We start from the raw sequence: 19,905 nt of genomic DNA, 5'->3' as shown, positions 1-19,905 counted from the left end.
GCAAACGGTGCGCAGGGCGGCGTCGCCCGCGCGAGGCGGGCATGCGAGTGAACGCGTGAATCAGGTCGGGTGAAACGAACGGCGTGAACGCGCTTGCACGTCGACGTGCACGCGCCACGGGGCGGAACGTTCAGCAGAACAGAGGAGGCGCGCGGGAGGGTGGGCGATCGTCGAATATCGATCGCACGAAAGGAAGGCTGTCGAATTGAACGCGGAAGCGCCGCGGCGGCGCCGCGGGGAACAGCAGCACCAGCAGCGCGAACGATGCGAGCGCGGTGAACAGCGCGGCGCCGAACGCGCACAGGCCGTCGCCGTGGCCGGAGGGCGCGGCCTTGTCGGCGTGTGCGTCATGCTCGAGCGCGTCGACGAGCGCGCGCGCATCGTTGGCCGGCGTGATCGGCGCGCTCGCGTCGAAGCGGGCGGCCAGCGCGGCGCTCGTGACGATCAGCGGGCCTTGGCCGGAACACAGCACCACCGAGCCCGCATCCGGACCGTCCGGATCGAGCATCACGGCGCCCGACATCAGCGCGCGGGACAGCAGCGTCACGAGGAGGAACCCCCACAGCAACTGTCGCGCGACGCCTGGCCGGAGCAGGAAGCGGCGAAGTGCGTTCATGGCGCGCGATTGTACCTCCGTTTGCGCGGAGGGGCAGGCGGGCCGTGCGTGTGCCGTGGGGCGAATCACGCATGGCCGGCGTGGCCGCGCCGGTCCTGCGCGACCTCCGGTCGGTTGCGCCCGCTCACACCGGATACGCGTCGTCGACCTTCAGGTTCGCGAGCCGGAACAGCGTGCGCAGCGTCTGCGGATGGATGTCGCGGTGCGCGGCGAGCGACGTCAGCATGAAGTCGAGCACCTTCGCGTAGCGGAGCAGCACGAGGCAGCGCGCGAGATCGGGCGCGCGGCCGCGCATGTCTTCGGCGAGCGTGACCATTTGCGTCGACAGCGTGCGCGCCATCTCGAGTTCCATCTGCTGTTTTTCGGTCCAGTCGGGCAGCGGCTGTTCGAGCACCTTCGCGAGGAAGAGCTGGAACGACGAATCGGACGAGTTGGGCTGCGCATCCATGAAGAGCCTCGTTGCGTGTGCATATCGTACGGGCGGATCCGTGGAGCGCCCGAGGGTGAATCATGTCCGCGCGGTATGGGGCGCGGCTTCTGCCCGAACGGAATGCAGATTCCGTACCAGCGCCGCCGGACGATTGTTGAGCAATGTTGAGACGCGATCCGGCATCGGTCGGCGAGTCCCGCCGGGACTGGATCGCGCAGGCGATCGAGGCGGGTGTCTACGGGCGGGAGGTGGGCAGCGTCGGGCGCCCGAAGCGACTCGACGACGCGAAATGCTTCACGGATGTAACGTAACGCGCGCGTCCGGCATGTCGCGCATTCGCGCCGGCGAACGGCCGACCCGGCGCGTGCCGGGCGGTTCGCCATGCCCGCCGTGCGTTCGCCGACGGGAAACGGCTGCATGGAGCGCGCGCCGCCGCATCGCGCGAACCGGCGGCGAATGCGCCGGTTGTTTCAAAACAGAGACGGTCCGGCGCGCGGCGATCGGTTGCATGGTCACGCAACTGGCCCAGCGAATCGCCGCGCAATTGTCCATGGGCACACGGTGCGGGTTTGCCGACAATCTCCCGATCATCTCCCGAGGTGCGACATGAACGCCCACGCCTTCTTCTCCGCCAACCTGCTGCTTGCCTACACCGCCTATTTCATCGGCACGGCCAGCCCCGGCCCCAGCAATCTCGCGATCATGTCAGTCGCCGCGAACCAGGGCCGCAAGGCGGCGCTCGCGTTCGCGCTCGGCGTGATTTCGGGGTCGATGTTCTGGGCAACGGTGGCGGCGCTCGGCGTCTCGGCCGCGCTGCTCGCGTGGTCGAAGCTGCTGGTCGCGATCAAGGTGTTCGGCGGGCTGTACCTGCTGTGGCTCGCGTTCAAGTCGGGGCGCATGGCGCTGTCGGGCCCGCCGGCTGCAACCGCGAACGCGGCGCGCGAGCAGCGGCTGTCGCGTTTCTACGTGCGCGGCGCGATGCTGCACCTGACCAATCCGAAGGCGATCCTCGTGTGGGTGTCGATCGTCGCGCTGTCGTCGAACGGCGCGGGCGGGGCGCACGGCGCCGTCGTGCCGGGCTGCCTCGCGATCGGCTGCGTGGTGTTCGGCGGCTACGCGCTGGCGTTCTCGATGGACGGTGCGCGCCGGCTGTACGTGCGCGGGCGGCGTGCGATGGAAGCGTGTCTGGCCGTCGTGTTCGGCGTGGCGGGCGTTCGGCTGCTGGCGACGAACGTTTAGCCGTGCAGCGTGTGCCGGAGCCTGCGCCGCACCGGCGTGCGACGGAGGTTCCGGCATCGATCAAGCCGGCTTCAGAAAATGAAGCCCGTATTGATGAACTTCGAGTGGTGATCCGACACGATCGAGTCGAGCAACTGCTTGCTGCTGTCGGTCTGCTTCGCCGCGACCATCGAGCGAATCGAGAACGCGCGCAGCGCGTCGCTCACCGACAGCGTGCCTTCCGCCGAATCCTTGCGCCCCGCGAACGGGAACACGTCGGGCCCGCGCTGGCACTGACAGTTGATGTTCACGCGGCACACCTGGTTCACGAGCGGATCGACGAGCGCGCCGATCTGCGCCGGATCGGAACCGAAGATGCTGACCTGCTGGCCGTGCTCCGACGTCGTCACGTAGTCGAGCGCGGTATCGACGTCGTCGAACGGCGCGACCGGAATGATCGGCCCGAATTGCTCCTCGCGGTACAGCTTCATTCCTTCGGACACCGGATACACGACGGCCGGGTAGAACAGCGTCTTGCTGAACTCGCCGCCCTGGTGGTTGACGACCTGCGCGCCCTTCGCCTTCGCGTCGTCGATCGCGTCGGTCATGTACGCGGTGCGATGCATGCCCGGCAGCGGCGTGATGCTGACGCCCTTTTCCCACGGCATGCCGATCTTCAGCTGTTCGAGCGCGGCGGTGAAGCGCTTCAGGAATTCGTCGACGATCGAGCGATGCACGAGCAGCATCTTCAGCGCGGTGCAGCGCTGGCCGTTGAACGACAGCGCGCCGAGCAGGCACTCCTTCACGGTGAGGTCGAGATCGGCGTCGGGCAGCACGATCGCCGCGTTCTTCGCGTCGAGGCCGAGGATCGCGCGCAGCCGGTGCGACTTCGGGTGCTGCTTCTTCAGGTGATCGGCGACCTTGCTCGAGCCGATCAGCGCGAGCACGTTGATCTTGCCCGACGCGAGCATGTGCGGCACGACCACCGCGCCCGGTGCGTAGATCGTGTTGATCACGCCCTTCGGGAACGCGTCGCGGAACGCCTCGAGCAGCGGTTCGAACAGCAGCGTGCCGTACTGCGGCGGCTTGAACACCACGGTGTTGCCCATCAGCAGCGCGGGGATCAGCGTCGCGAAGGTTTCGTTCAGCGGATAGTTGTACGGGCCCATGCACAGCACGACGCCGAGCGGCGTGCGGCGGATCTGGCCGATCGTGCCTTCCGCGATCACGAAGCGCGAGTTCGCGTTGTCGAGCTCCTTCAGCGCGTCGATCGTCTGCGTCATGTAGGTGACGGTGCGGTCGAACTCCTTCTGCGAATCGGCGAGGCTCTTGCCGATCTCCCACATGATCAGGTTCACGACGAGTTCGCGCTGCGCGACCATCCGTTTGATGAAGTCCTGCATGCACGCGATGCGCTGCTCGACCTTCATCGTCGGCCACTCGCCGCGGCCGGCGTCGTACGCGCGCACCGCGGCGTCGAGCGCCGCGTCGCTTTCCGTTTCGCCCATCACCGGGTAGCTGCCGATCTCGACCTGCTCGACGCTGCCGTCCGCCTGCCGCACGCATACCGGCGACAGCACGGTCTTGGTGGCGCCGTCCCACGGTCGCAATTCGCCGTCGACGAGCGACACGCGCTGGTGGATCGGCGAAGCCAGCCGGAATTCGGCGGGAATCTCTTGTAACGCGGGAAACAGGTGCTGCAGGGAGGCGGAATCGGGCATGACGGTCTCGTTTGACGGGGTGTCCGGGAAGGACGGGCGATGCGAATCCTGAGCGGAATGATCCTCGATCCTGAATCGGCATCATGACGCGCACGCGGCTGCACGTCACGCGCGAATGTGGCCGATCCGGCGAATGGAACCAGTTCCATTTAAAAGGAACGCCGCAGCGAATGCAACAACGCGGAATCACGTCGCAATTACCGTAAGTATTTCGAAAGACTGTTTCCGAATCGCCGGTATAGCCATGCGGGTGCAATCGCAAACGTTTTACTTCGGCCGAATTGAGCGGATAATGGCGCGACGCGGTGAGGAAAAAAAATGCAGTGAACCTGAGAGCAGACGCAGTGAAGAACAGAAGAAGATCCGCCGCGCCGCCGATACGAGGTCGGCTGCCCGGAGCGCCGGGTCGGGGTTGCCCGGTCCGGCGCGCACCGGACGATTGAATCGGTCGCGCCTGCTTGTCTCGATCCTTCGTGATCCTCTCCAGCTTCTCCATCGCCGTATCCCGAATCCTGCCTTTTACCGATCGTCGCCACATGAGACGATCGATTCAATTCTTTCGTTTACATTACGAATCAAGCCGCTCGACGGCCTGAAACAGAAAGGTATTCGTCAGGAATACAGAGCGCGCTCCACGTCCGCGTTGCGGGCAGGCGACATGCCGCAAATTAATTAAAAACACGAATCATTCTCGTTTATTATTTCGCCGCATTACGAGCCGTGACCGGACGTCACGGCTTTTTTCGTGCCGGGTGCGCGGCCGGCGTGCCCCGTTCGCCGCTTTCTTCACTACCTCTACGTTCACGATGAAACTCAACAAGAGCGCGTGCCATGCGCTTCTGATCGCCACGTCGCTGGCTGGCGCCCGCACTTCGTTTGCGCAGGCGAGCGACGCCGCGGCGACACTGCCCGCGATTTCCGTCAACGCGGCCGCCGAGCACGCGTCGTACGACGGCGGCCATTCGCGCGCGGCGACCAAGACCGACATGTCGCTGATGGACGTGCCGCAGACCGTGAACGTCGTGCCGCACGCGGTGATCGAGGATCAGAACGCGACGTCGCTGCAGGACGCGTTGCGCAACGTGCCGGGCGTCGGCTTCTCGGTCGGCGACGGCCAGCGCGACCAGATCACGATCCGCGGCTTCAACAGCATCACGGACCAGTACGTCGACGGCATTCGCGACGACGCGCTCTACTACCGCGACCTGTCGAACGTCGACCGCGTGGAGGTGCTGAAGGGGCCGGCGGCCGTGCTGTACGGGCGCGGCTCGGCGGGCGGCATCGTGAACCGCGTGCTGAAGCGGCCGCAGGCGAACCCGGTGAACGACGTGGGCGTGACGCTCGGCACGCGCGGCGAGCGGCGCGGCGAGTTCGACCTCGGCTGGAACGCGAACGACGCGGCGCGCTTTCGCATGACCGGCGCGGCCGAGAATTCGAACAGCTTCCGCGACAAATTCCAGCTCAACCGGCAGGCGATCGCGCCGTCCGCGCAGTTCAAGCTCGACAGCGACACGGTGCTGAACGTCGAATTCGACTACCTGCACGACCGCCGCACGTCCGACCAGGGGATTCCCGCGTATCGCGGCCGGCCGGTCGACGTGCCGATCAACACGTACTACGGGTCGGCCGACGGCGGGAACAGTTCGTACAACGACGTCTCCGCGAAAAGCGCGACGGTGTCGCTCGATCACCGCTTCAACGATTCGCTGTCGTTTCACGGCGCGATCCGCGCGTACGACTTCTCGCTCGAGCGGAAGAACTACGTGACGTACGAGCCGATCAAGACCGCTGCACACCCGGTCGTCACGCTCGACCAGTCGACGCGCCAGCGCACCGACCACGGCATCGACGGGCTGTTCGAGCTCACGCAGAAGACGTCGCTGTTCGGCATGCGCCACGAGCTGCTGTACGGGCTGGAGCTGTCGCAGCAGCAGAAGTTCGACACGATCTACAGCGTGACGAAGGTCGCGAACTACGATCTCTTCAATCCGCAGCCGGTCGTCCTGCCCGGCGTGCCGATCGGCGCGCGTGCGAAGACGAACGCGTCGACCGTCGTCGGGCTCGCGGGCGTGTACGCGCAGGACCTGATCTCGCTGACCGAACACTGGAAGGTGCTCGCCGGCCTGCGCTTCGACTACCTGAACCAGATCCGCCACGACTACACGTCGTCGAACGTCAATCTCGACCGCACCGATCACGCGTGGAGCCCGCGTGTCGGCCTGATCTACGAACCGCTCGACTGGCTCACGCTGTACGGGTCGTTCAGCCAGTCGTTCTCGCCGCTGGCCGACACGCTGATCAGTTCCGGCGCGTTCTCGAACGGCGCCGCGCTCGCGCCGCAGAAGACCACCGCGTATGAAGTCGGCTCGCGCTTCGACCTTGGCGGCAAGGCGACGGCCAGCGTCGCGCTGTTCGACATGCGCCAGACCAACCAGCAGATCGGCGACCCGGCGAATCCCGGCTATGCGCTGCCGATCGGCACGCAGCACGTGCGCGGGATGGAGCTCGGCTTCACCGGCGAGATCGCGCCGAAGTGGTCGGTGTATGCGGGTTACGCGTACCTGAACGGCACGGTGGACGGTTCCGCGCAATCGACGGCGGCCGGCCTCTCGCTGTCGAGCAACACGCCGGGGCTGATGCCGCGCCACAGCGCGAGCCTGTGGCTCAAGCGCGAGCTGCCGTACGGCTTCTATGCGGCGGCCGGCATGCAGTTCCAGTCGGCGCGCTATACGTCGGCGAGCGATCTCGTCACGCTGCCGTCGTTCACGGTGTTCAACCTGGGCGCCGGCTATCGCAGCAAGAAGGTCGACGTGACGCTCACGCTCGACAACCTGTTCAATCGCCGCTACTTCATCGCCGCGCACGGCAACGCGGACCTGTACAACATGCCGGGCGATCCGCGCACGCTGACCGCCACGGTGAAGTGGCACATGTAACGCACGCGGTGCGCGACAATGCGGGTCTTCGTCACGACGACCCGCGCCCCTGACTGCCCATGATCCGCCACACGATCGATGTATCGAGCCTGACCGGCCGCGCCCGCGCGCTGTTTCTATCGTTGCTGGTATGCGGCCCGGTCGCGGCCGGTGCGCAGACGATCGCGGCGGATGCCGAGCCGGGGTGCCACGCGATGCATGTCGACCGGACGATCACGCTGTCGGGGCGCTACGCGCTCGACTACGGCGACGAATCGCTCGGGTCGGACGTGTGGTTCGAAGAGGACGATGCGTCCGCCCGGCGCTTGCCTGATCGCTCGCAACGCGCGGGCGTGATCGTTTTCACGAACCAGCGCGAGGCGGCCCGCGGGCTGCGGCTGCCCGCGGCGCAGCCGCGCGGCGTATGCCGGTTCGACGGGCGCGCAACGCTCGTGATTCGCGATCTGGAGACCGCGTGCCCGGGGCTGGAAACGCCCGATCGCGCGCGGCTGCTGAGGGTCGTGGCAGCCGACGTGCCGGCGCGGCACGCCTGCGGCGCCACCGCGCGATGACGCCGGCGCGGCGGCGCCCTTACTCGACGTCCTCGTCGTCCGCCTCGTCGGCGTCGTGCGCGTCGCGCTCGGGCGCCGCATACGCGCTTGCCTGTTCGAGCAGCCACCCGCGGAACGATTCCAGCGGCTTGCTGTGGCTGAACTCCGTCGGATACACGAGGTAGTACGCCGAATCGCCGACGGTGGCCGCATCGCACGGCACGACGAGGCCGAGCTGCTGCAACTGTTCCTCGACGAAGAACTTCGGCACGAGCGCGACGCCGAGCCCGGCCGCCGCCGCGCTGATCAGCATCGTATGCAATTCGTAGCGCACGCCCTGCATCGTGCGGATGTCCTCGACGCCGTGCGTCTCGAACCACTGCGCCCACGCGCCGGGGCGCGTGGTCGAGTGCAGCAGCGGATACGCGAGCAGATCCTCGACGCGCTCGACGGGCCCCTTCAGCAGCGCGGGGGAGCAGATCGGCACGACTTCCTCGCCGAACAGGTAGTCGGACGACGTGCCGGGCCAGGTCGGCTTGCCGTAGTGGATCGCGGCTTCGAAGTGCGTGTCCTCGAACGAGAACAGGTCGGTGCGGCTGCCCATGTTCACGCGCACGTCGGGCGTGCGGTCGTAGAAGCTCTTGATGCGCGGGATCAGCCAGTGCGACGCGAAGGTCGGCAGCACCGCGAGTTCCAGGTAGCCGCCGCCGCTGCCGTGCGCGATGATCGACAGCGTGTCGCGGTCGAGCGCCTCCAGCGCGCGCCGCACCTGCGTGCCGTACAGCTTGCCGGCGCGCGTCAGCACGACGCGCTGCTTCACGCGCGCGAACAGCCGCACGCCGAGGCTCGCTTCGAGCGTCGCGATCTGCCGCGACACGGCGCTTTCGGTCAGGAACAGCTCCTTGGCCGCGTGCGTGAAGCTCTCATGGCGGGCGGCGGCTTCGAAGGCCACGAGCGCACCCATGTTGGGGATCTTGAATTTGCGCATGATGCTCGTTTTGTCTGATGGACGGAGCCGCCCGCCGCCGGGGAGAAATGCCGGCGAAGAGCGATCGATAATTCCAAAAACTCATCACATATCAATTTAATCTCGCTTTACGCGCCGCTGCAACCCTTTGAATAATGCTTGCCATGCAAGGTCAGGCGCCCGTGGGCGGCCGGCCGACGAGTGGCCGGCGCGCTTGCCGGCGGGTCCCCCCGAGACGAGAATCCCGATGCGCAATCCGAATATCGACAGCTTGCTGACGAAGCTGCTGGGACAGGCGAAGACCGACGCCCTGTTCTCGACCCTGAACATGCCGGCCATCCTCGAGGAATGGGAGGACGGCGTCGTGACCCGCGCGGAAATCGCGCAGGCGATGAACATGGCGCTGTTCGAGGGGCTGCTCGAGCGTTCGGCGAACGGCCGCGCGTACACGGCCGACGCGATCGAAAGCGGCGGCTCGGTCTATTTCGACCACGGCGCGCTGCGAACGGTGCGTTGGCCGCATACGGGCGCGCTGCCGCCGGGCGAAGCCGCATTCACGCGTATCCTGCGTCCGCTCGGCTTCCGGCTGAACGGCCGTTATCCGCTCGACAAGCTCGGCATGACGGGCCGCGCGTACGCGCACGAAGACGCGCCGGACGAAATCGCGCAGTTCTTCGTCAGCGAACTGCATCCGGAGCGCTTTTCGAAGGAATTCCAGCAGGCCGTGACGAACGTGGTCAGCTCGTCGCGCGACCCGCTGTCGCCGGCGGCCGTCGCGCTGCTGTGGGAGGTCGAGCGCGAAGGCTGGCTGCCGCTGGAAGCCGCGCACGCGCTGCTGCCGGAGATCGTCGGCGCGTTCGCGCGCCAGCACGACGTGCCGAACGAACTCGACTATGAGACGCTGCTGATGGAATCGGCGGAAATGGCGTGGATCGCGACCGAGGGCAATGCGTTCAATCACGCGACCGATCGCGTCCCGGACGTGTTCAAGCTGTCCGACGACGAGAAGGCGAAGGGCCGGCCGATGAAGCCGGAAGTCGAGCGCTCGCGCTCGGGCCGCGTGTTCCAGACGGCCTATCGCGCGGATACCGTCGAGCGCGAGTTCCGCACGCGCGACGGCGGCACCGTGAAGCGCAACGTGCCCGGTTCGTTCTACGAGTTCATCACGCGCAAGCGCACGTTCGACCAGGCGTCGCGTCGCTGGGTGACCGACCTGCGCTTCGATGCGGGCAACGCGCAGGGCATCTTCAAGATGACGGCGAACGCGGCGAAGTAAGCGCTTCGCGTCGCGCGGCAGGGAGGAAAGCAGAAGGGCCGGCGGCTGGTTTCAGCCGCCGGCCCGTTTGCGTCGACGGGGCGTCGCGTGCGTCAGAACAGGTGCGTGACCAGATAAAACAGCACCAGCAGCCCGATCGGTACGCCGAGCAGCCATGCGATCAGATATTTGCCCATGTCGTTGTCCTCCTCGTGGCCGCGACGCGGCGTGCGTCGCGGCAGGGTGAGACGACTGGCGCGTTACAGCTCGCGGTCGAATTCCTTCAATTGCTTCTCGGCTTCGTCGCGGGCGATCCCGTAACGCTCCTGGATCTTGCCGGCCAGATAGTCGCGGTTGCCTTCCGCGACCGCGAGATCGTCGTCGGTCAGCTTGCCCCACTTGGCCTTCAGCTTGCCGGTGAGCTGCTTCCACTGGCCCTGGATCTTGTCCTCGTTCATCGTGTACTCCTTTCGTAAGGGGAGAAAAGTGCGGCGCTCGGCCGCGGGGTAGCTCAGGCCTTGGCCTTCAGGCCGGACGCGTCGACGTGCTTCACGCCCTTGATCGCGCGGGTGACGGCGATGGCCTTCTTCACGGCGGTCTTCGTCTGCAGCACACCCGTCAGCGTGACGACGCCGTCCACCGTCTTCACGCTGATGTCAGTGCTTTCCACGCCCTTGGTGGTCGCGAGTTCACTCTTTACCTTGGTCGTGATCCACGTGTCGGTGACAGGCTGGTTCGATTCGGTCGCCATGCCGCTGTCGGTCGACGATGCCTGGGCATGCGCGTTCGTGAGCGGGGCCGCGGAAAGCAGGAACGCCGCGCTGACGGCGAGCAGGGTCGAAAGGTGCGAGGTCTTGTTCATTGATGTCCTCCTTCGATTGGCGGGTTGAATCAATCGGTGGGCGAGCACGGAGCGTTCCCGTGCGTTCCTACGCATGCATGGCGAGACTCAGCGCGCGATCGGCGTGTCGTAGCCGGGCTCGCGCGGCGGCATGTCCGGGCGCGGCACGTCGGGCGGCAGCGGCACCGGCGGATCGGTGCCGGGCGCCGGTTCGGGCGGATTGTCCGGGGCCGGCTCGGGCCGCGTCGGATCGGGTGTCTGATGCAATTTCATCCTGATGTCCTCCCTCTGCGGTATGAAAGGGCAGCGCATGAGCGCCGATGCAGTACCAGCGTACCGACGCGAACGCGAGCGGACATCGCGCAAATTCACCGGGTCGGCTAGTGCGTTTGCACCGGGGGACGGAACACAGGGGCGGGAACGGCAGATGCACCACCACCCGGGCAACCCGGTCTGGCGGGCGCGCGGGCCGTGCCGCCCCGTTCGGCGGGGCACCGCACGATCGGCGGCGGCGTGCGAATGTACTATTCGAGGTAGTGCATCCGCGCCTGTCGCGCCGTTGCCCGGCACACGATCATCGCCGCACGCGGCGGCTGGCATGTGCCGCCGCCACGGGCGCGCGGCCGGCGCGCATGTTGACCGCTCATGTTGACGACAGGGACGACGATTCGATGAACGAACCAGTAGACGAACAGGTGCTCAAGTCGCATACCGACCGGCGCCAGCTGCACCAGATCATCGCGGGCCTCACCGAGGGCGTGATCCTGATCGAGCCGGACCAGCGGATCGTCTGGGCGAACGAGGCCGCGCTCGCGATGCACGGCGTGACCGAACTGAAGGCGCTCGGCGCGGACGTCACCGAATACCGCGAGCGATTCCGGCTGCGCTACCGGAACAACCATCCGGTGCGCGACGGGCACTATCCGATGGATCGCGTGATCGCCGGCGAGGAGTTCAGCGACGTGACGGTCGAGGTCGAATCGGCCGCCGACGAGTCGGTGAGCTGGGTGCATCGCATCCGCAGCCTCGTGCTGACGAACGCGGCCGGCGAACCCGACTGCCTCGCGCTGGTGCTGCACGACGCGACCGAATGGGCGAGCGCCGAGGAGCGCTTCGAGCGCACCTTCAACGCGAATCCGGCGCCGGCCGTGATCTGCCGGCTCGACGACTTGCGTTACGTGAAGGTCAACCAGGGCTTTCTCGACATGACGGGCCACGCACGCGACGACGTGCTCGGCCGCTCGGTGTACGAGGTCGACGTGCTGGACCAGGCCGAGCGGCGCGAGCTCGCGATCGAGCGGCTCGGCGAAGGCGCGACCATCCCGCAGATGGAAGCCGTGCTCAAACTTGCCGACGGCAGCACCAAGGCGGTGGTCGTCGCCGGGCAGCCGATCGACATGAACGGCGAGGCGTGCATGTTGTTCACGTTCATGGATCTCGAGCCGCGCAAGCAGGCCGAGCGCGCGCTGATGCAAAGCGAGGAACGCTTCGCGACGGCCTTCCGGATGGCGCCGGTCGCGACCGCGATCGTCACGGCCGACCGTTTCGAGCTGCTCGACGTGAACGATGCGTTTGCCGCGATGACGGGCCACGCGCAGACCGATCTGCTCGGCAAATCCGCGGACGAGATCGGGCTGTGGGCCGAACGCGGCGCGTGGTCGCGCATCGAAGGCCGGCTCGCGCGCGACGGCCACGTGCGCAACGTGGACGTACAGATCCGCACGCGCGACGGCGACGTGCGCGATTGCGTCGTGTCGGCCGACCCCGTCGCGATTCACGGGCGCGACTGCCTGCTCGTCGCGCTGCTGGACATCAGCGACCGCAAGCGCACGGAGATGGAGCTCGTCTATGCGATCGAGACCGCGATGCAGGACGCGTCGTGGTTCAGCCGCACGCTGATCGAGAAGCTCGCGAACGTGCGGCGCGCGAACGCGCCCGATGCGGGGGCGCAACTGTCCGATCTGACCGCACGCGAGCGCGACGTGTTCGACCTGCTGTGCCACGGCCTCGCCGACAAGGAGATCGCCGGCCGCCTCGGCCTGGCGCCGAACACCGTGCGCAATCACGTCGCGACGATCTACGCGAAGCTCGACGTGCACAGCCGCGCCGAGGCGATCGTCTGGGCGCGCGAGCGCGGCATCGTCGGCGCGGCCGAAGCGAACGGCGCGCGCGCCGACAAGGGCGGCGCGAAAGGCACGGACTGACGGGATCGGTACGAATGCACCATGCGCACTGGTGCATCCGCATCTGCCGCCCGCGGCCGCCGCTTGCGATCCTGTCCGCTCGGCGGTGCCGCGCAGGCCGCTGCATTGCCGGCTTTCCTCAACCATCGCAGGAGACGACCATGGACAGGAATCGCATCGAAGGCAAGCTCAAGCAGGTCAAGGGTTCGGTCAAGGAAGCACTCGGCAAGGTGACGGGCGACCGCGAGACCGAAGCGCAAGGCGTGGCCGAGCAGCAGGCCGGCAAGCTCCAGGAGAAGGCCGGCGAGGCCGCCGATGCGGTGCGCAAGCATACGGGCACCGATCGGCACTGACCGATGACGCGGCGCCGGCCGTGGGCGTCGCGAAGGCCGGCCGGGCCGGCGCCGCGACGATGATGCGCGGCCGGCATGACGACGACCGGCCTTTACCCTGCGGCGCGGCCGCCATTCCCCACGGAATACCGCCATCCACGGCCGCCGCCGGACGGCCGTCGATCGGCCATCAGCACGGAACTTGATGACAAATCCTCACGACATAGTTCCGATATTTCGTTTGCTGCACGGGTATTGGCTACCCACAATCCCTTCACCTCTTTCGCGATGAAAGGTTCTTCGGAGACGGAGCCGCGGTGATCGTCCGGCCGGATCGGCGGGTCGCACGCGCTCCGGCACGGAAAGGCATCACCGGCGCGCAGGAGGTTGCCGACGCGTGCCAGTCTCGCGTTGCATCCCGACCCATAGAAGAAGGATTGCCATGACGTTCCGCATTCGTTCGCTTTCCGGCGTCGCGCTGACCGCCGCGCTTTTCGCATTCCAGACGGGCGCGGCCCATGCGCAGGAGACGATCGTCAAGGTCGGCGTGGCCGGCCCGCTGACGGGCGGCGGCGCGGCATACGGCAAGGACATCGAGAACGGCGTGCGCATGGCCGTCGACGAAGCGAATGCGGCGCGGACGACCGTCGGCGGCAAGCCGGTGAAGTTCGTCGTCGCGTCGCAGGACGACCAGAGCGATCCGCGCACCGGCGTGCAGGCCGCGCAGCAGCTCGCCGATGCGCAGGTGGCCGTCGTGATCGGCCACTTCAATTCCGGCACGACGCTGCCGGCGTCGAAGATCTACGCGAAGGCCGGCATTCCGATGATCACGCCGTCGGCGACCAATCCCGACATCACGCGCGCGGGGCTCGACACCGTGTACCGCGTGATCGCGACCGACACGCAGAACGCCGGCAACGCCGGTGCGTACGCCGCGAGCGTGACGAAGGCGAAGCGCATCGCGATCATCGACGATCGCACCGCGTTCGGCCAGGGCGAAGCCGACGAATTCGAGAAGGCCGTGAAGGCGAACGGCGGCACGATCGTCGCGCGCGAATTCACGAACGACAAGGCCGTCGACTTCAGCGCGCAGCTCACGAAGATCAAGAGCGCCAATGCCGATCTCGTGTTCTTCGGCGGCCTCGACGCGCAGGCCGCGATGCTCGTGAAGCGCATGCGCCAGCTCGGCATCCGCGCGCAGTTCCTCGCGGGCGGCGGCGTGATGAACGCGAACTTCATCAAGCTCGCCGGCAATGCGGCGGAAGGCGCATCGGTATGGGAGTACGGGCAGCCGCTGTCGCGTCTCGCGAAGGGCAAGCTGTTCGAAACGAAATTCAGGCAGAAGTACGGCGTCGACATGCTCGCGTATGCGCCGTTCGCGTACGACGCGACGTGGATCGCGATCAACGCGATGCAGAAGGCGAACTCGACGAAGCCGGGCGATTTCAACGGCGCGCTGAAGGGCACGCGCTACGACGGCATCACGGGCACGATCGCGTTCACGAACACGGGTGACCTGAAGAACCCGAGCTCGACGCTGTACGAAGTGAAGAACGCCGCGTGGCAGCCCGTCACGACGAAATCGGCGGACTGAACGCAGCGCGCGAGCAGGCTTTCGCGGCGATGCCGGACGTGCTGAAATAGCCGGGGCGATCGCCCGCGAAGTTTGCTCGCGGGATGCCCGCGAGTCGCGGCACGCATCATTTTCAGGCCCTGAGCCTTTTACGTGCAACCGGAGTCAGTCGTGAGTTCTCAAGTCGTCATCGTCGGCGGTGGTGTGATCGGCAGCTCGATCGCTTATTTCCTGCGCGCCACCGATCCCACGGTCGCCGTGACCGTGATCGAACGCGACCCCACCTATGCCAAATCGTCGTCGGCGCTGTCGGCCGCGTCGATTCGCCAGCAGTTTTCCACGCCGTTGTCGATCGAGATGTCGCTGTTCGGCATCGACTTCCTGCGCACGATCGGCGAGCGGCTCGAAGTGGACGGCCACCGCCCGTCGATCGACCTGCACGAGGGCGGCTACCTGTTCCTCGCGACGCCGGCTGGCGACGCGACGCTGCGCGAGAACCATGCGCTGCAGACGCGCCTCGGCGCCGATATCCGGCTGATGGACGGCGACGCGCTGCGCGCGAAGTTCCCGTGGCTGAACGTCGACGATCTCGCGTCGGGCGCGTACGGCGTGAGCGGCGAAGGCTGGTTCGACGGCTACGGGCTCGTGCAGGCGCTGCGCAAGAAGGCGCAGGCGCTCGGCGCGCGCTACGTGCCGGCCGACGTGAAGGACGTGGTGCGCGACGGCCGCAGGATCACGCATGTCGTGACGGGCGACGGCGAGCGCTACGCGTGCGACACGCTCGTCAACGCGGCCGGTGCGTGGACGCGCACGCTGTCGTCGATGATGGGCATCGACATCCCCGTGTATGCGCGGCGGCGCAGCATCTTCAACGTATCGTCGCCGGCGAAGCTCGCCGATTGCCCGCTGCTGATCGATCCGACCGGCGTGTATTTCCGGCCGGAAGGGCGCACGTATATCTGCGGCACGTCGCCAAGCCCGGATCGCGACCCGGACGACCTGCCGCTCGACGAAGTCGACCACGACCTGTTCGACGACGTGATCTGGCCGACGCTCGCGCACCGCGTGCCGGAATTCGAGGCGCTGCGCGTCGAGCATTGCTGGTCCGGGTACTACGAGTACAACGTGTTCGATCACAACGCGATCATCGGCTACCACCCCGAACTCGACAACGTCGTGTTCGCGAACGGCTACAGCGGCCACGGGCTGCAGCAAGGGCCGGCGACGGGGCGGGGCGTCAGCGAACTCATTCTGGGCGGGCGTTACGACACGCTCGACCTGTCGTCGCTCGGCTGGGCGCGCGTGCTCGAAAACCGGCCGATCGTCGAAAAGAACGTCGTGTAGTGCGGCGTAACCGCCCGGTATGGGGTGGGCGGGATTCTCCTTGTGTCTCAAACCCGTTGGCCCGACTTTGTCGGGCCTTTTTTCGTTGCGTGCGTCAGCCAACGCCGTAGACGGCATCACGCAGATCGAGCGTGTACTGCCCGTTCATCCCTTCGTAGAGCGTGTTCGACAGCGACACGACGGTGAGCCCGCGTGCGCGATCGACGAACCACGAATGACCGTAGACGCCGCCCCAGCGCCACGTGCCGACGGATTCCGGCGACGCGGCCGCCTGCGGGTCGCGCAGCACCGAGAAGCCGATCCCGAACCCCGCGCCCGGCAGGTCCGGCAATTCGAGATCGCCGGTCTGCACGCGGCCCATCTCGTCGACCAGCTCGGCCGGCAGAATCGCACCGCCGCCTGCGCGCAGCGTGTCGAGCACCGTCAGCACGTCGCCGGCGGTGCCGACCATTCCGGCGCCGCCCGACGGGAACGCATGCGCATCGAGCGCGCGCGACGGCGAGTACGTGACGCCGACGAACCCTTCGTCGATGGGCACCGTCTCGTTCTCGGCGAGCCGGTGCGGCTGCGGCGTGTCGTTGACGTACGGCGTGGCGAGCCGTGCGGGATCGCGTGCGACGAAGCCCGTATCGCGTGCCCCGAGCGGGCGCAGCACGAGCGTATCGATCGCGTCGGCGAGCGGCACGCCGCAGACGGCCTCGATCAGCGCACCGATGACGTCGATCGACAGCGAATAGTTCCAGCTCGTGCCGGGCGTGAATAGCAGCGGCACGCTCGCGATCCGGCGCAGGTTTTCCGCGAGCGTGATCGATGCGCGATCGAGCCCGTCGGAGACGCCCGCACGCGCATAGGGGCCGTTCGCGTCGGTTTCGTTGAAGCGATAGTCGAGGCCGGCGGTATGCACGAGCAACTGGCGCACCGTGATCGTCGGCACGCGGCCGTCGGGCAGCGCCGGACGGAACTCGGGCAGCCAGCGCGTGATGTCTTCGTCGAGCGACAGCTTGCGTTGCGCGACGAGCGCCATCGCTGCTGCCGAGACGATCGGCTTGGTGACCGACGCGAGCCGGAACAGCGTGTCCTCGCGCATCGGCGTGCGCGATTCGCGATCCGCGAATCCGGCCGCGCGGCGATAGACGAGTTCGCCGTCGCGGGCGACGAGCACCACCGCGCCGACGAGGCGCTGCGTGTCGAGCTGGCGGGACAGGACCGCGTCGATGCGCTCGGCGAGCGCGGGATCGGTTGACGACTGCAGTGACGATGCGGGAGAGGAGGTCATCGAAAGTTCCGTCGTGAAGGGGCCGATCGACATGTTAGGCGGCTGCGGCCGCACGCGTCGTTAACCCTTACACGGAACAGGGCGATGTGCGCGGTACCGGCCGGCGTCGACGAGCACCGGGCGCGGCGGCAGGCAAAATAGGCGCCAAGCGGCCGGCAGCGTTCGTTAGAATCTGCTTTCGTCGAGGAAATGACGCAGTTGCATGGTGCAGAGCAGTATCGAATCGAAGACGCTGCTTGTCCTGATTCCATCGTTCATCTTTCGCCGGAGGCGAGCATGCCAGGTTTACTTCCCGATGTTGACCGCGAGGGGCTCCTCGAATATTCGGTGGTGTACACCGATCGCTCGGTCAACCATATGTCGCAGCGCTTCCAGGGTGTCATGCGCGACATCTCCGCCACGCTGAAAAAAGTCTACAACGCGAAGTCGGTCGCGATCGTGCCGGGCAGCGGGACGTTCGGCATGGAAGCCGTGGCGCGACAGTTCGCGACGAACAGGAAGTGTCTCGTGATCCGCAACGGCTGGTTCAGCTTCCGCTGGTCGCAGATCTTCGACATGGGCAGCATTCCGTCGGAGGCGGCGGTGCTGAAGGCGCGCCCCGTCGAAGCCGGCAGGCAGGCCGCCTACGCACCGGCGCCGATCGACGAAGTCGTCGCCGCGATCCGGGAAAACAAGCCCGATCTCGTGTTCGCGCCGCACGTCGAAACCGCGTCCGGGATCATGCTGCCCGATGCGTACCTGCGCGCGGTGGCCGATGCCGTGCATGCGGTCGGCGGCATGTTCGTGCTCGATTGCATCGCGTCGGGCACCGTGTGGGTCGACATGCAGGCGAGCGGCGTCGATATCCTGATCAGTGCGCCGCAAAAGGGCTGGAGTGCGTCGCCGTGTTGCGCGATGGTGATGTTCAGCCCGCTTGCGCGCGAGCGCATCGATTCGACCACCAGCACCAGCTTCGCGTGCGATCTGCGCAAGTGGCTGCAGATCATGGAAGCGTACGAGGGCGGCGGGTTCGCGTATCACGCGACGATGCCCACGGACAGCCTCACGACCCTGCGCGACGTGATGAAGGAAACCGACGCATACGGCTTCGACAAGGTGAAGGCGGAACAGCTCGAACTCGGCGAGCGCATTCGCGCGCTGCTGGCGGAGAAGGGGTTCAGGAGCGTGGCCGCGAAGGGGTTCGAGGCGCCGGGTGTCGTGGTCAGTTACACCGACGATGACGGGATTCGCACCGGGAAGAAGTTTGCCGATGTCGGTTTGCAGATCGCGGCGGGCGTGCCGTTGCAATGCGACGAACCGGAGGACTTCAAGACTTTCCGGCTCGGGTTGTTCGGTCTCGACAAGCTGCATGATGTCGATGGCGCGGTGAAGCGGTTTGCCGATGCGTTGAACCGGATCGTTTGAGGCGGTTTTGCGGCGAGGGTTGCTTCGGTGGTCGCCGCTCGTGTGTTGAGTGGCGGCTTTCGAGTCGTTGAAAACGCAACCATTCTGGATCGTGACATGACAGAAGGCGCACTAACGTTTGCCAGTCAAGCCGAATGGGAAAGCTGGTTGGGGCGGAACGGCGGCACGTCGACCGGAGCATGGCTGCGGCTCGCGAAAAAAGGCGCGGGGCAGCGGACCGTCACCTATGAAGAGGCGGTGGAAAGCGCCCTCTGCCACGGCTGGATCGATGGCCAAAAGAAGGCCGAGAGCGAGCAATACTGGTTACAACGCTTCACCCCGCGCACCGCAAAAAGCATCTGGTCCAAACTCAACAAGGACAAGGCCGAAGCGCTGATCGCCGCAGGCAGGATGCGCGCGGCCGGCATGGGCGAAATCGAGAAGGCGAGGAAGGACGGCCGTTGGGAGGCGGCTTATACGTCGGCCAGCAACTCGATCGTGCCGGACGACTTGCAGGCGGCGTTGGACGCCGATCCGAAAGCCGGGAAGTTTTTTGCGACACTGAACAGCCGTAATCGCTATGCGATCCTGTTTCGGATACAGAACGCCAGGAAGCCGGAATCACGGGCGCGCAAAATCGCGGAATTCATCGACATGCTGAAGCGGGACGAGACTTTTCATCCGTAGAGGGTGGGTTTCCGACGGAGATTTCGTCGAACGCGATCGGCGCGTGAATTGTTCCGATCGCCATATGAATGGGAAAACGGGAATGGGAGCAAGAATGCATATCCGTGCATCGGCGTTCAGCCTTCGTCGCGCTGCGCTGGGCGCCGCCATGGCGCTGACATTGTCGTGGTTCACCGCTGCGCAAGCGCAGGGCTGCGCACCGGATAGCGTAGCTCCCGAGTGCTTGCTGCAACGTAGTCAAGATGAATTTCAGCAAGCAGACGACGAATTGAACCGCACTTACCAAAAGGTATTGAAGTCGCTGTCTCGGCCACGTGACGAGTACGTCGACTATCCAGCACTCAAGGTGAAATTTGTCGCGGCTCAGCGGCAATGGATCCGTTTTCTCGGCGACGAGTGTTCCGCTTGGTATCTGATAAACGAGGTAGGCGCGGATCGTAATCTTGATCTACTGACTTGCGAAATCGACAGAACACGTGATCGTACGCGTCAATTGAACGCGTGGCTCAAACAAGTGAGCCATGGTTAGTGCGGCGCTAGTGTCCTGTTCCGTTGTTAACTGGTCTATCTTCACGTAGCATGTTGACGTCAACGGAACGGGAGACGTCAGCAT

20 protein-coding genes are annotated in these 19,905 nt (G+C 66.2%); 12 read left to right on the top strand and 8 right to left on the bottom strand.

Going from position 1 to position 19,905, the window contains the following annotated elements; genetic code table 11:
- Positions 1–130 precede the first annotated feature (130 nt).
- Positions 131–616 (bottom strand): hypothetical protein, encoded by a 486-nt coding sequence (locus tag C5F75_RS29015; protein WP_059579802.1) that lies wholly within the window; start codon positions 614–616, stop codon positions 131–133.
- A gap of 124 nt (positions 617–740) precedes the next feature.
- On the bottom strand, positions 741–1,064 hold the full coding sequence (locus C5F75_RS29010; protein WP_034205546.1) for a hypothetical protein: 324 nt from the start codon (positions 1,062–1,064) through the stop codon (positions 741–743).
- Between the two features lie 588 nt (positions 1,065–1,652).
- On the opposite strand from C5F75_RS29010, the gene C5F75_RS29005 reads away from it, so the two are divergent.
- Positions 1,653–2,285: a LysE family translocator gene (locus C5F75_RS29005; protein ID WP_104013132.1), complete on the top strand. Its 633-nt coding sequence runs from the start codon at positions 1,653–1,655 to the stop codon at positions 2,283–2,285.
- Between the two features lie 71 nt (positions 2,286–2,356).
- Here C5F75_RS29005 and C5F75_RS29000 read toward each other — a convergent pair whose 3' ends face one another.
- Positions 2,357–3,985: an NADP-dependent glyceraldehyde-3-phosphate dehydrogenase gene (locus C5F75_RS29000; RefSeq protein WP_059579806.1), complete on the bottom strand. Its 1,629-nt coding sequence runs from the start codon at positions 3,983–3,985 to the stop codon at positions 2,357–2,359.
- 133 nt (positions 3,986–4,118) lie between these two features.
- On the opposite strand from C5F75_RS29000, the gene C5F75_RS36945 reads away from it, so the two are divergent.
- The 3 genes from C5F75_RS36945 to C5F75_RS28990 all read left to right on the top strand — a co-directional run bounded on the left by C5F75_RS36945 (position 4,119) and on the right by C5F75_RS28990 (position 7,472).
- Positions 4,119–4,661 (top strand): hypothetical protein, encoded by a 543-nt coding sequence (locus tag C5F75_RS36945; RefSeq protein ID WP_181035490.1) that lies wholly within the window; start codon positions 4,119–4,121, stop codon positions 4,659–4,661.
- Positions 4,662–4,791: 130 nt separating this feature from the next.
- Positions 4,792–6,921, top strand: coding sequence for a TonB-dependent receptor (locus C5F75_RS28995; RefSeq protein WP_059579808.1), 2,130 nt, complete (start codon positions 4,792–4,794; stop codon positions 6,919–6,921).
- Positions 6,922–6,980: 59 nt separating this feature from the next.
- A complete protein-coding gene (locus tag C5F75_RS28990; protein ID WP_258048612.1) occupies positions 6,981–7,472 on the top strand; it encodes a hypothetical protein in 492 nt (163 codons plus the stop codon).
- A 19-nt stretch (positions 7,473–7,491) separates the two neighbouring features.
- Here C5F75_RS28990 and C5F75_RS28985 read toward each other — a convergent pair whose 3' ends face one another.
- A complete protein-coding gene (locus tag C5F75_RS28985; protein ID WP_060315994.1) occupies positions 7,492–8,439 on the bottom strand; it encodes a LysR family transcriptional regulator in 948 nt (315 codons plus the stop codon).
- A gap of 226 nt (positions 8,440–8,665) precedes the next feature.
- On the opposite strand from C5F75_RS28985, the gene C5F75_RS28980 reads away from it, so the two are divergent.
- The gene (locus tag C5F75_RS28980; RefSeq protein ID WP_059579813.1) at positions 8,666–9,694 is read left to right on the top strand and encodes a DUF1338 domain-containing protein; all 1,029 of its coding nucleotides are present in this window, start codon (positions 8,666–8,668) and stop codon (positions 9,692–9,694) included.
- 239 nt (positions 9,695–9,933) lie between these two features.
- On the opposite strand, the gene C5F75_RS28975 is transcribed toward C5F75_RS28980, so the two are convergent.
- The 3 genes from C5F75_RS28975 to C5F75_RS36940 all read right to left on the bottom strand — a co-directional run bounded on the left by C5F75_RS28975 (position 9,934) and on the right by C5F75_RS36940 (position 10,787).
- Complete coding sequence (locus C5F75_RS28975; RefSeq protein WP_059579817.1) at positions 9,934–10,131, bottom strand: CsbD family protein; 198 nt, start codon at positions 10,129–10,131, stop codon at positions 9,934–9,936.
- Between the two features lie 53 nt (positions 10,132–10,184).
- Complete coding sequence (locus tag C5F75_RS28970; RefSeq protein ID WP_059579819.1) at positions 10,185–10,535, bottom strand: BON domain-containing protein; 351 nt, start codon at positions 10,533–10,535, stop codon at positions 10,185–10,187.
- An 87-nt stretch (positions 10,536–10,622) separates the two neighbouring features.
- Positions 10,623–10,787, bottom strand: a complete 165-nt coding sequence (locus C5F75_RS36940; protein WP_006484627.1) for a hypothetical protein — start codon at positions 10,785–10,787, stop codon at positions 10,623–10,625.
- Positions 10,788–11,185: 398 nt separating this feature from the next.
- Here C5F75_RS36940 and C5F75_RS28965 point away from each other — a divergent pair, with 398 nt between their 5' ends.
- The 4 genes from C5F75_RS28965 (at position 11,186) to C5F75_RS28950 (ending at position 15,946) form a co-directional block, all read left to right on the top strand.
- The gene (locus C5F75_RS28965) at positions 11,186–12,718 is read left to right on the top strand and encodes a helix-turn-helix transcriptional regulator (RefSeq protein WP_059640572.1); all 1,533 of its coding nucleotides are present in this window, start codon (positions 11,186–11,188) and stop codon (positions 12,716–12,718) included.
- Between the two features lie 140 nt (positions 12,719–12,858).
- Entirely contained in the window at positions 12,859–13,050 is a 192-nt protein-coding gene (locus C5F75_RS28960; protein ID WP_059579825.1) for a CsbD family protein, read from the top strand.
- A gap of 421 nt (positions 13,051–13,471) precedes the next feature.
- Positions 13,472–14,623 (top strand): branched-chain amino acid ABC transporter substrate-binding protein, encoded by a 1,152-nt coding sequence (locus C5F75_RS28955; RefSeq protein WP_059640455.1) that lies wholly within the window; start codon positions 13,472–13,474, stop codon positions 14,621–14,623.
- A gap of 150 nt (positions 14,624–14,773) precedes the next feature.
- Entirely contained in the window at positions 14,774–15,946 is a 1,173-nt protein-coding gene (locus tag C5F75_RS28950) for an NAD(P)/FAD-dependent oxidoreductase (protein ID WP_059579830.1), read from the top strand.
- A gap of 94 nt (positions 15,947–16,040) precedes the next feature.
- Here C5F75_RS28950 and C5F75_RS28945 read toward each other — a convergent pair whose 3' ends face one another.
- A complete protein-coding gene (locus tag C5F75_RS28945; protein ID WP_104013149.1) occupies positions 16,041–17,222 on the bottom strand; it encodes a serine hydrolase domain-containing protein in 1,182 nt (393 codons plus the stop codon).
- Positions 17,223–17,498: 276 nt separating this feature from the next.
- Between C5F75_RS28945 and C5F75_RS28940 the strand changes: the two genes are divergently transcribed.
- The 3 genes from C5F75_RS28940 to C5F75_RS28930 all read left to right on the top strand — a co-directional run bounded on the left by C5F75_RS28940 (position 17,499) and on the right by C5F75_RS28930 (position 19,821).
- A complete protein-coding gene (locus C5F75_RS28940; protein ID WP_104013131.1) occupies positions 17,499–18,626 on the top strand; it encodes an aminotransferase class V-fold PLP-dependent enzyme in 1,128 nt (375 codons plus the stop codon).
- A 96-nt stretch (positions 18,627–18,722) separates the two neighbouring features.
- Positions 18,723–19,292: a YdeI/OmpD-associated family protein gene (locus C5F75_RS28935; protein WP_104013130.1), complete on the top strand. Its 570-nt coding sequence runs from the start codon at positions 18,723–18,725 to the stop codon at positions 19,290–19,292.
- 94 nt (positions 19,293–19,386) lie between these two features.
- The gene (locus tag C5F75_RS28930; RefSeq protein WP_258048611.1) at positions 19,387–19,821 is read left to right on the top strand and encodes a lysozyme inhibitor LprI family protein; all 435 of its coding nucleotides are present in this window, start codon (positions 19,387–19,389) and stop codon (positions 19,819–19,821) included.
- Positions 19,822–19,905: the final 84 nt, after the last annotated feature.

This window comes from Burkholderia anthinoferrum (assembly GCF_002925705.1).
GTDB classification, from domain to species: Bacteria; Pseudomonadota; Gammaproteobacteria; order Burkholderiales; family Burkholderiaceae; genus Burkholderia; species Burkholderia semiarida.
Note: the sequence above shows the minus strand (reverse complement) of the source record. Positions and strands in the feature narration are given on the sequence as shown.

Coding starts and splice junctions, on each gene's coding strand:
- C5F75_RS28990 (WP_258048612.1), top strand. CDS start 6,981: ATGATCCGCCACACGATCGATGTATCGAGCCTGACCGGCCGCGCCCGC.
- C5F75_RS28985 (WP_060315994.1), bottom strand. CDS start 8,439: ATGCGCAAATTCAAGATCCCCAACATGGGTGCGCTCGTGGCCTTCGAA.
- C5F75_RS28980 (WP_059579813.1), top strand. CDS start 8,666: ATGCGCAATCCGAATATCGACAGCTTGCTGACGAAGCTGCTGGGACAG.
- C5F75_RS29000 (WP_059579806.1), bottom strand. CDS start 3,985: ATGCCCGATTCCGCCTCCCTGCAGCACCTGTTTCCCGCGTTACAAGAG.
- C5F75_RS28945 (WP_104013149.1), bottom strand. CDS start 17,222: ATGACCTCCTCTCCCGCATCGTCACTGCAGTCGTCAACCGATCCCGCG.
- C5F75_RS29015 (WP_059579802.1), bottom strand. CDS start 616: ATGAACGCACTTCGCCGCTTCCTGCTCCGGCCAGGCGTCGCGCGACAG.
- C5F75_RS28940 (WP_104013131.1), top strand. CDS start 17,499: ATGCCAGGTTTACTTCCCGATGTTGACCGCGAGGGGCTCCTCGAATAT.
- C5F75_RS36945 (WP_181035490.1), top strand. CDS start 4,119: ATGGAACCAGTTCCATTTAAAAGGAACGCCGCAGCGAATGCAACAACG.
- C5F75_RS28995 (WP_059579808.1), top strand. CDS start 4,792: ATGAAACTCAACAAGAGCGCGTGCCATGCGCTTCTGATCGCCACGTCG.
- C5F75_RS29005 (WP_104013132.1), top strand. CDS start 1,653: ATGAACGCCCACGCCTTCTTCTCCGCCAACCTGCTGCTTGCCTACACC.
- C5F75_RS28930 (WP_258048611.1), top strand. CDS start 19,387: ATGCATATCCGTGCATCGGCGTTCAGCCTTCGTCGCGCTGCGCTGGGC.
- C5F75_RS29010 (WP_034205546.1), bottom strand. CDS start 1,064: ATGGATGCGCAGCCCAACTCGTCCGATTCGTCGTTCCAGCTCTTCCTC.
- C5F75_RS28965 (WP_059640572.1), top strand. CDS start 11,186: ATGAACGAACCAGTAGACGAACAGGTGCTCAAGTCGCATACCGACCGG.
- C5F75_RS28975 (WP_059579817.1), bottom strand. CDS start 10,131: ATGAACGAGGACAAGATCCAGGGCCAGTGGAAGCAGCTCACCGGCAAG.
- C5F75_RS36940 (WP_006484627.1), bottom strand. CDS start 10,787: ATGAAATTGCATCAGACACCCGATCCGACGCGGCCCGAGCCGGCCCCG.
- C5F75_RS28970 (WP_059579819.1), bottom strand. CDS start 10,535: ATGAACAAGACCTCGCACCTTTCGACCCTGCTCGCCGTCAGCGCGGCG.
- C5F75_RS28960 (WP_059579825.1), top strand. CDS start 12,859: ATGGACAGGAATCGCATCGAAGGCAAGCTCAAGCAGGTCAAGGGTTCG.
- C5F75_RS28935 (WP_104013130.1), top strand. CDS start 18,723: ATGACAGAAGGCGCACTAACGTTTGCCAGTCAAGCCGAATGGGAAAGC.
- C5F75_RS28955 (WP_059640455.1), top strand. CDS start 13,472: ATGACGTTCCGCATTCGTTCGCTTTCCGGCGTCGCGCTGACCGCCGCG.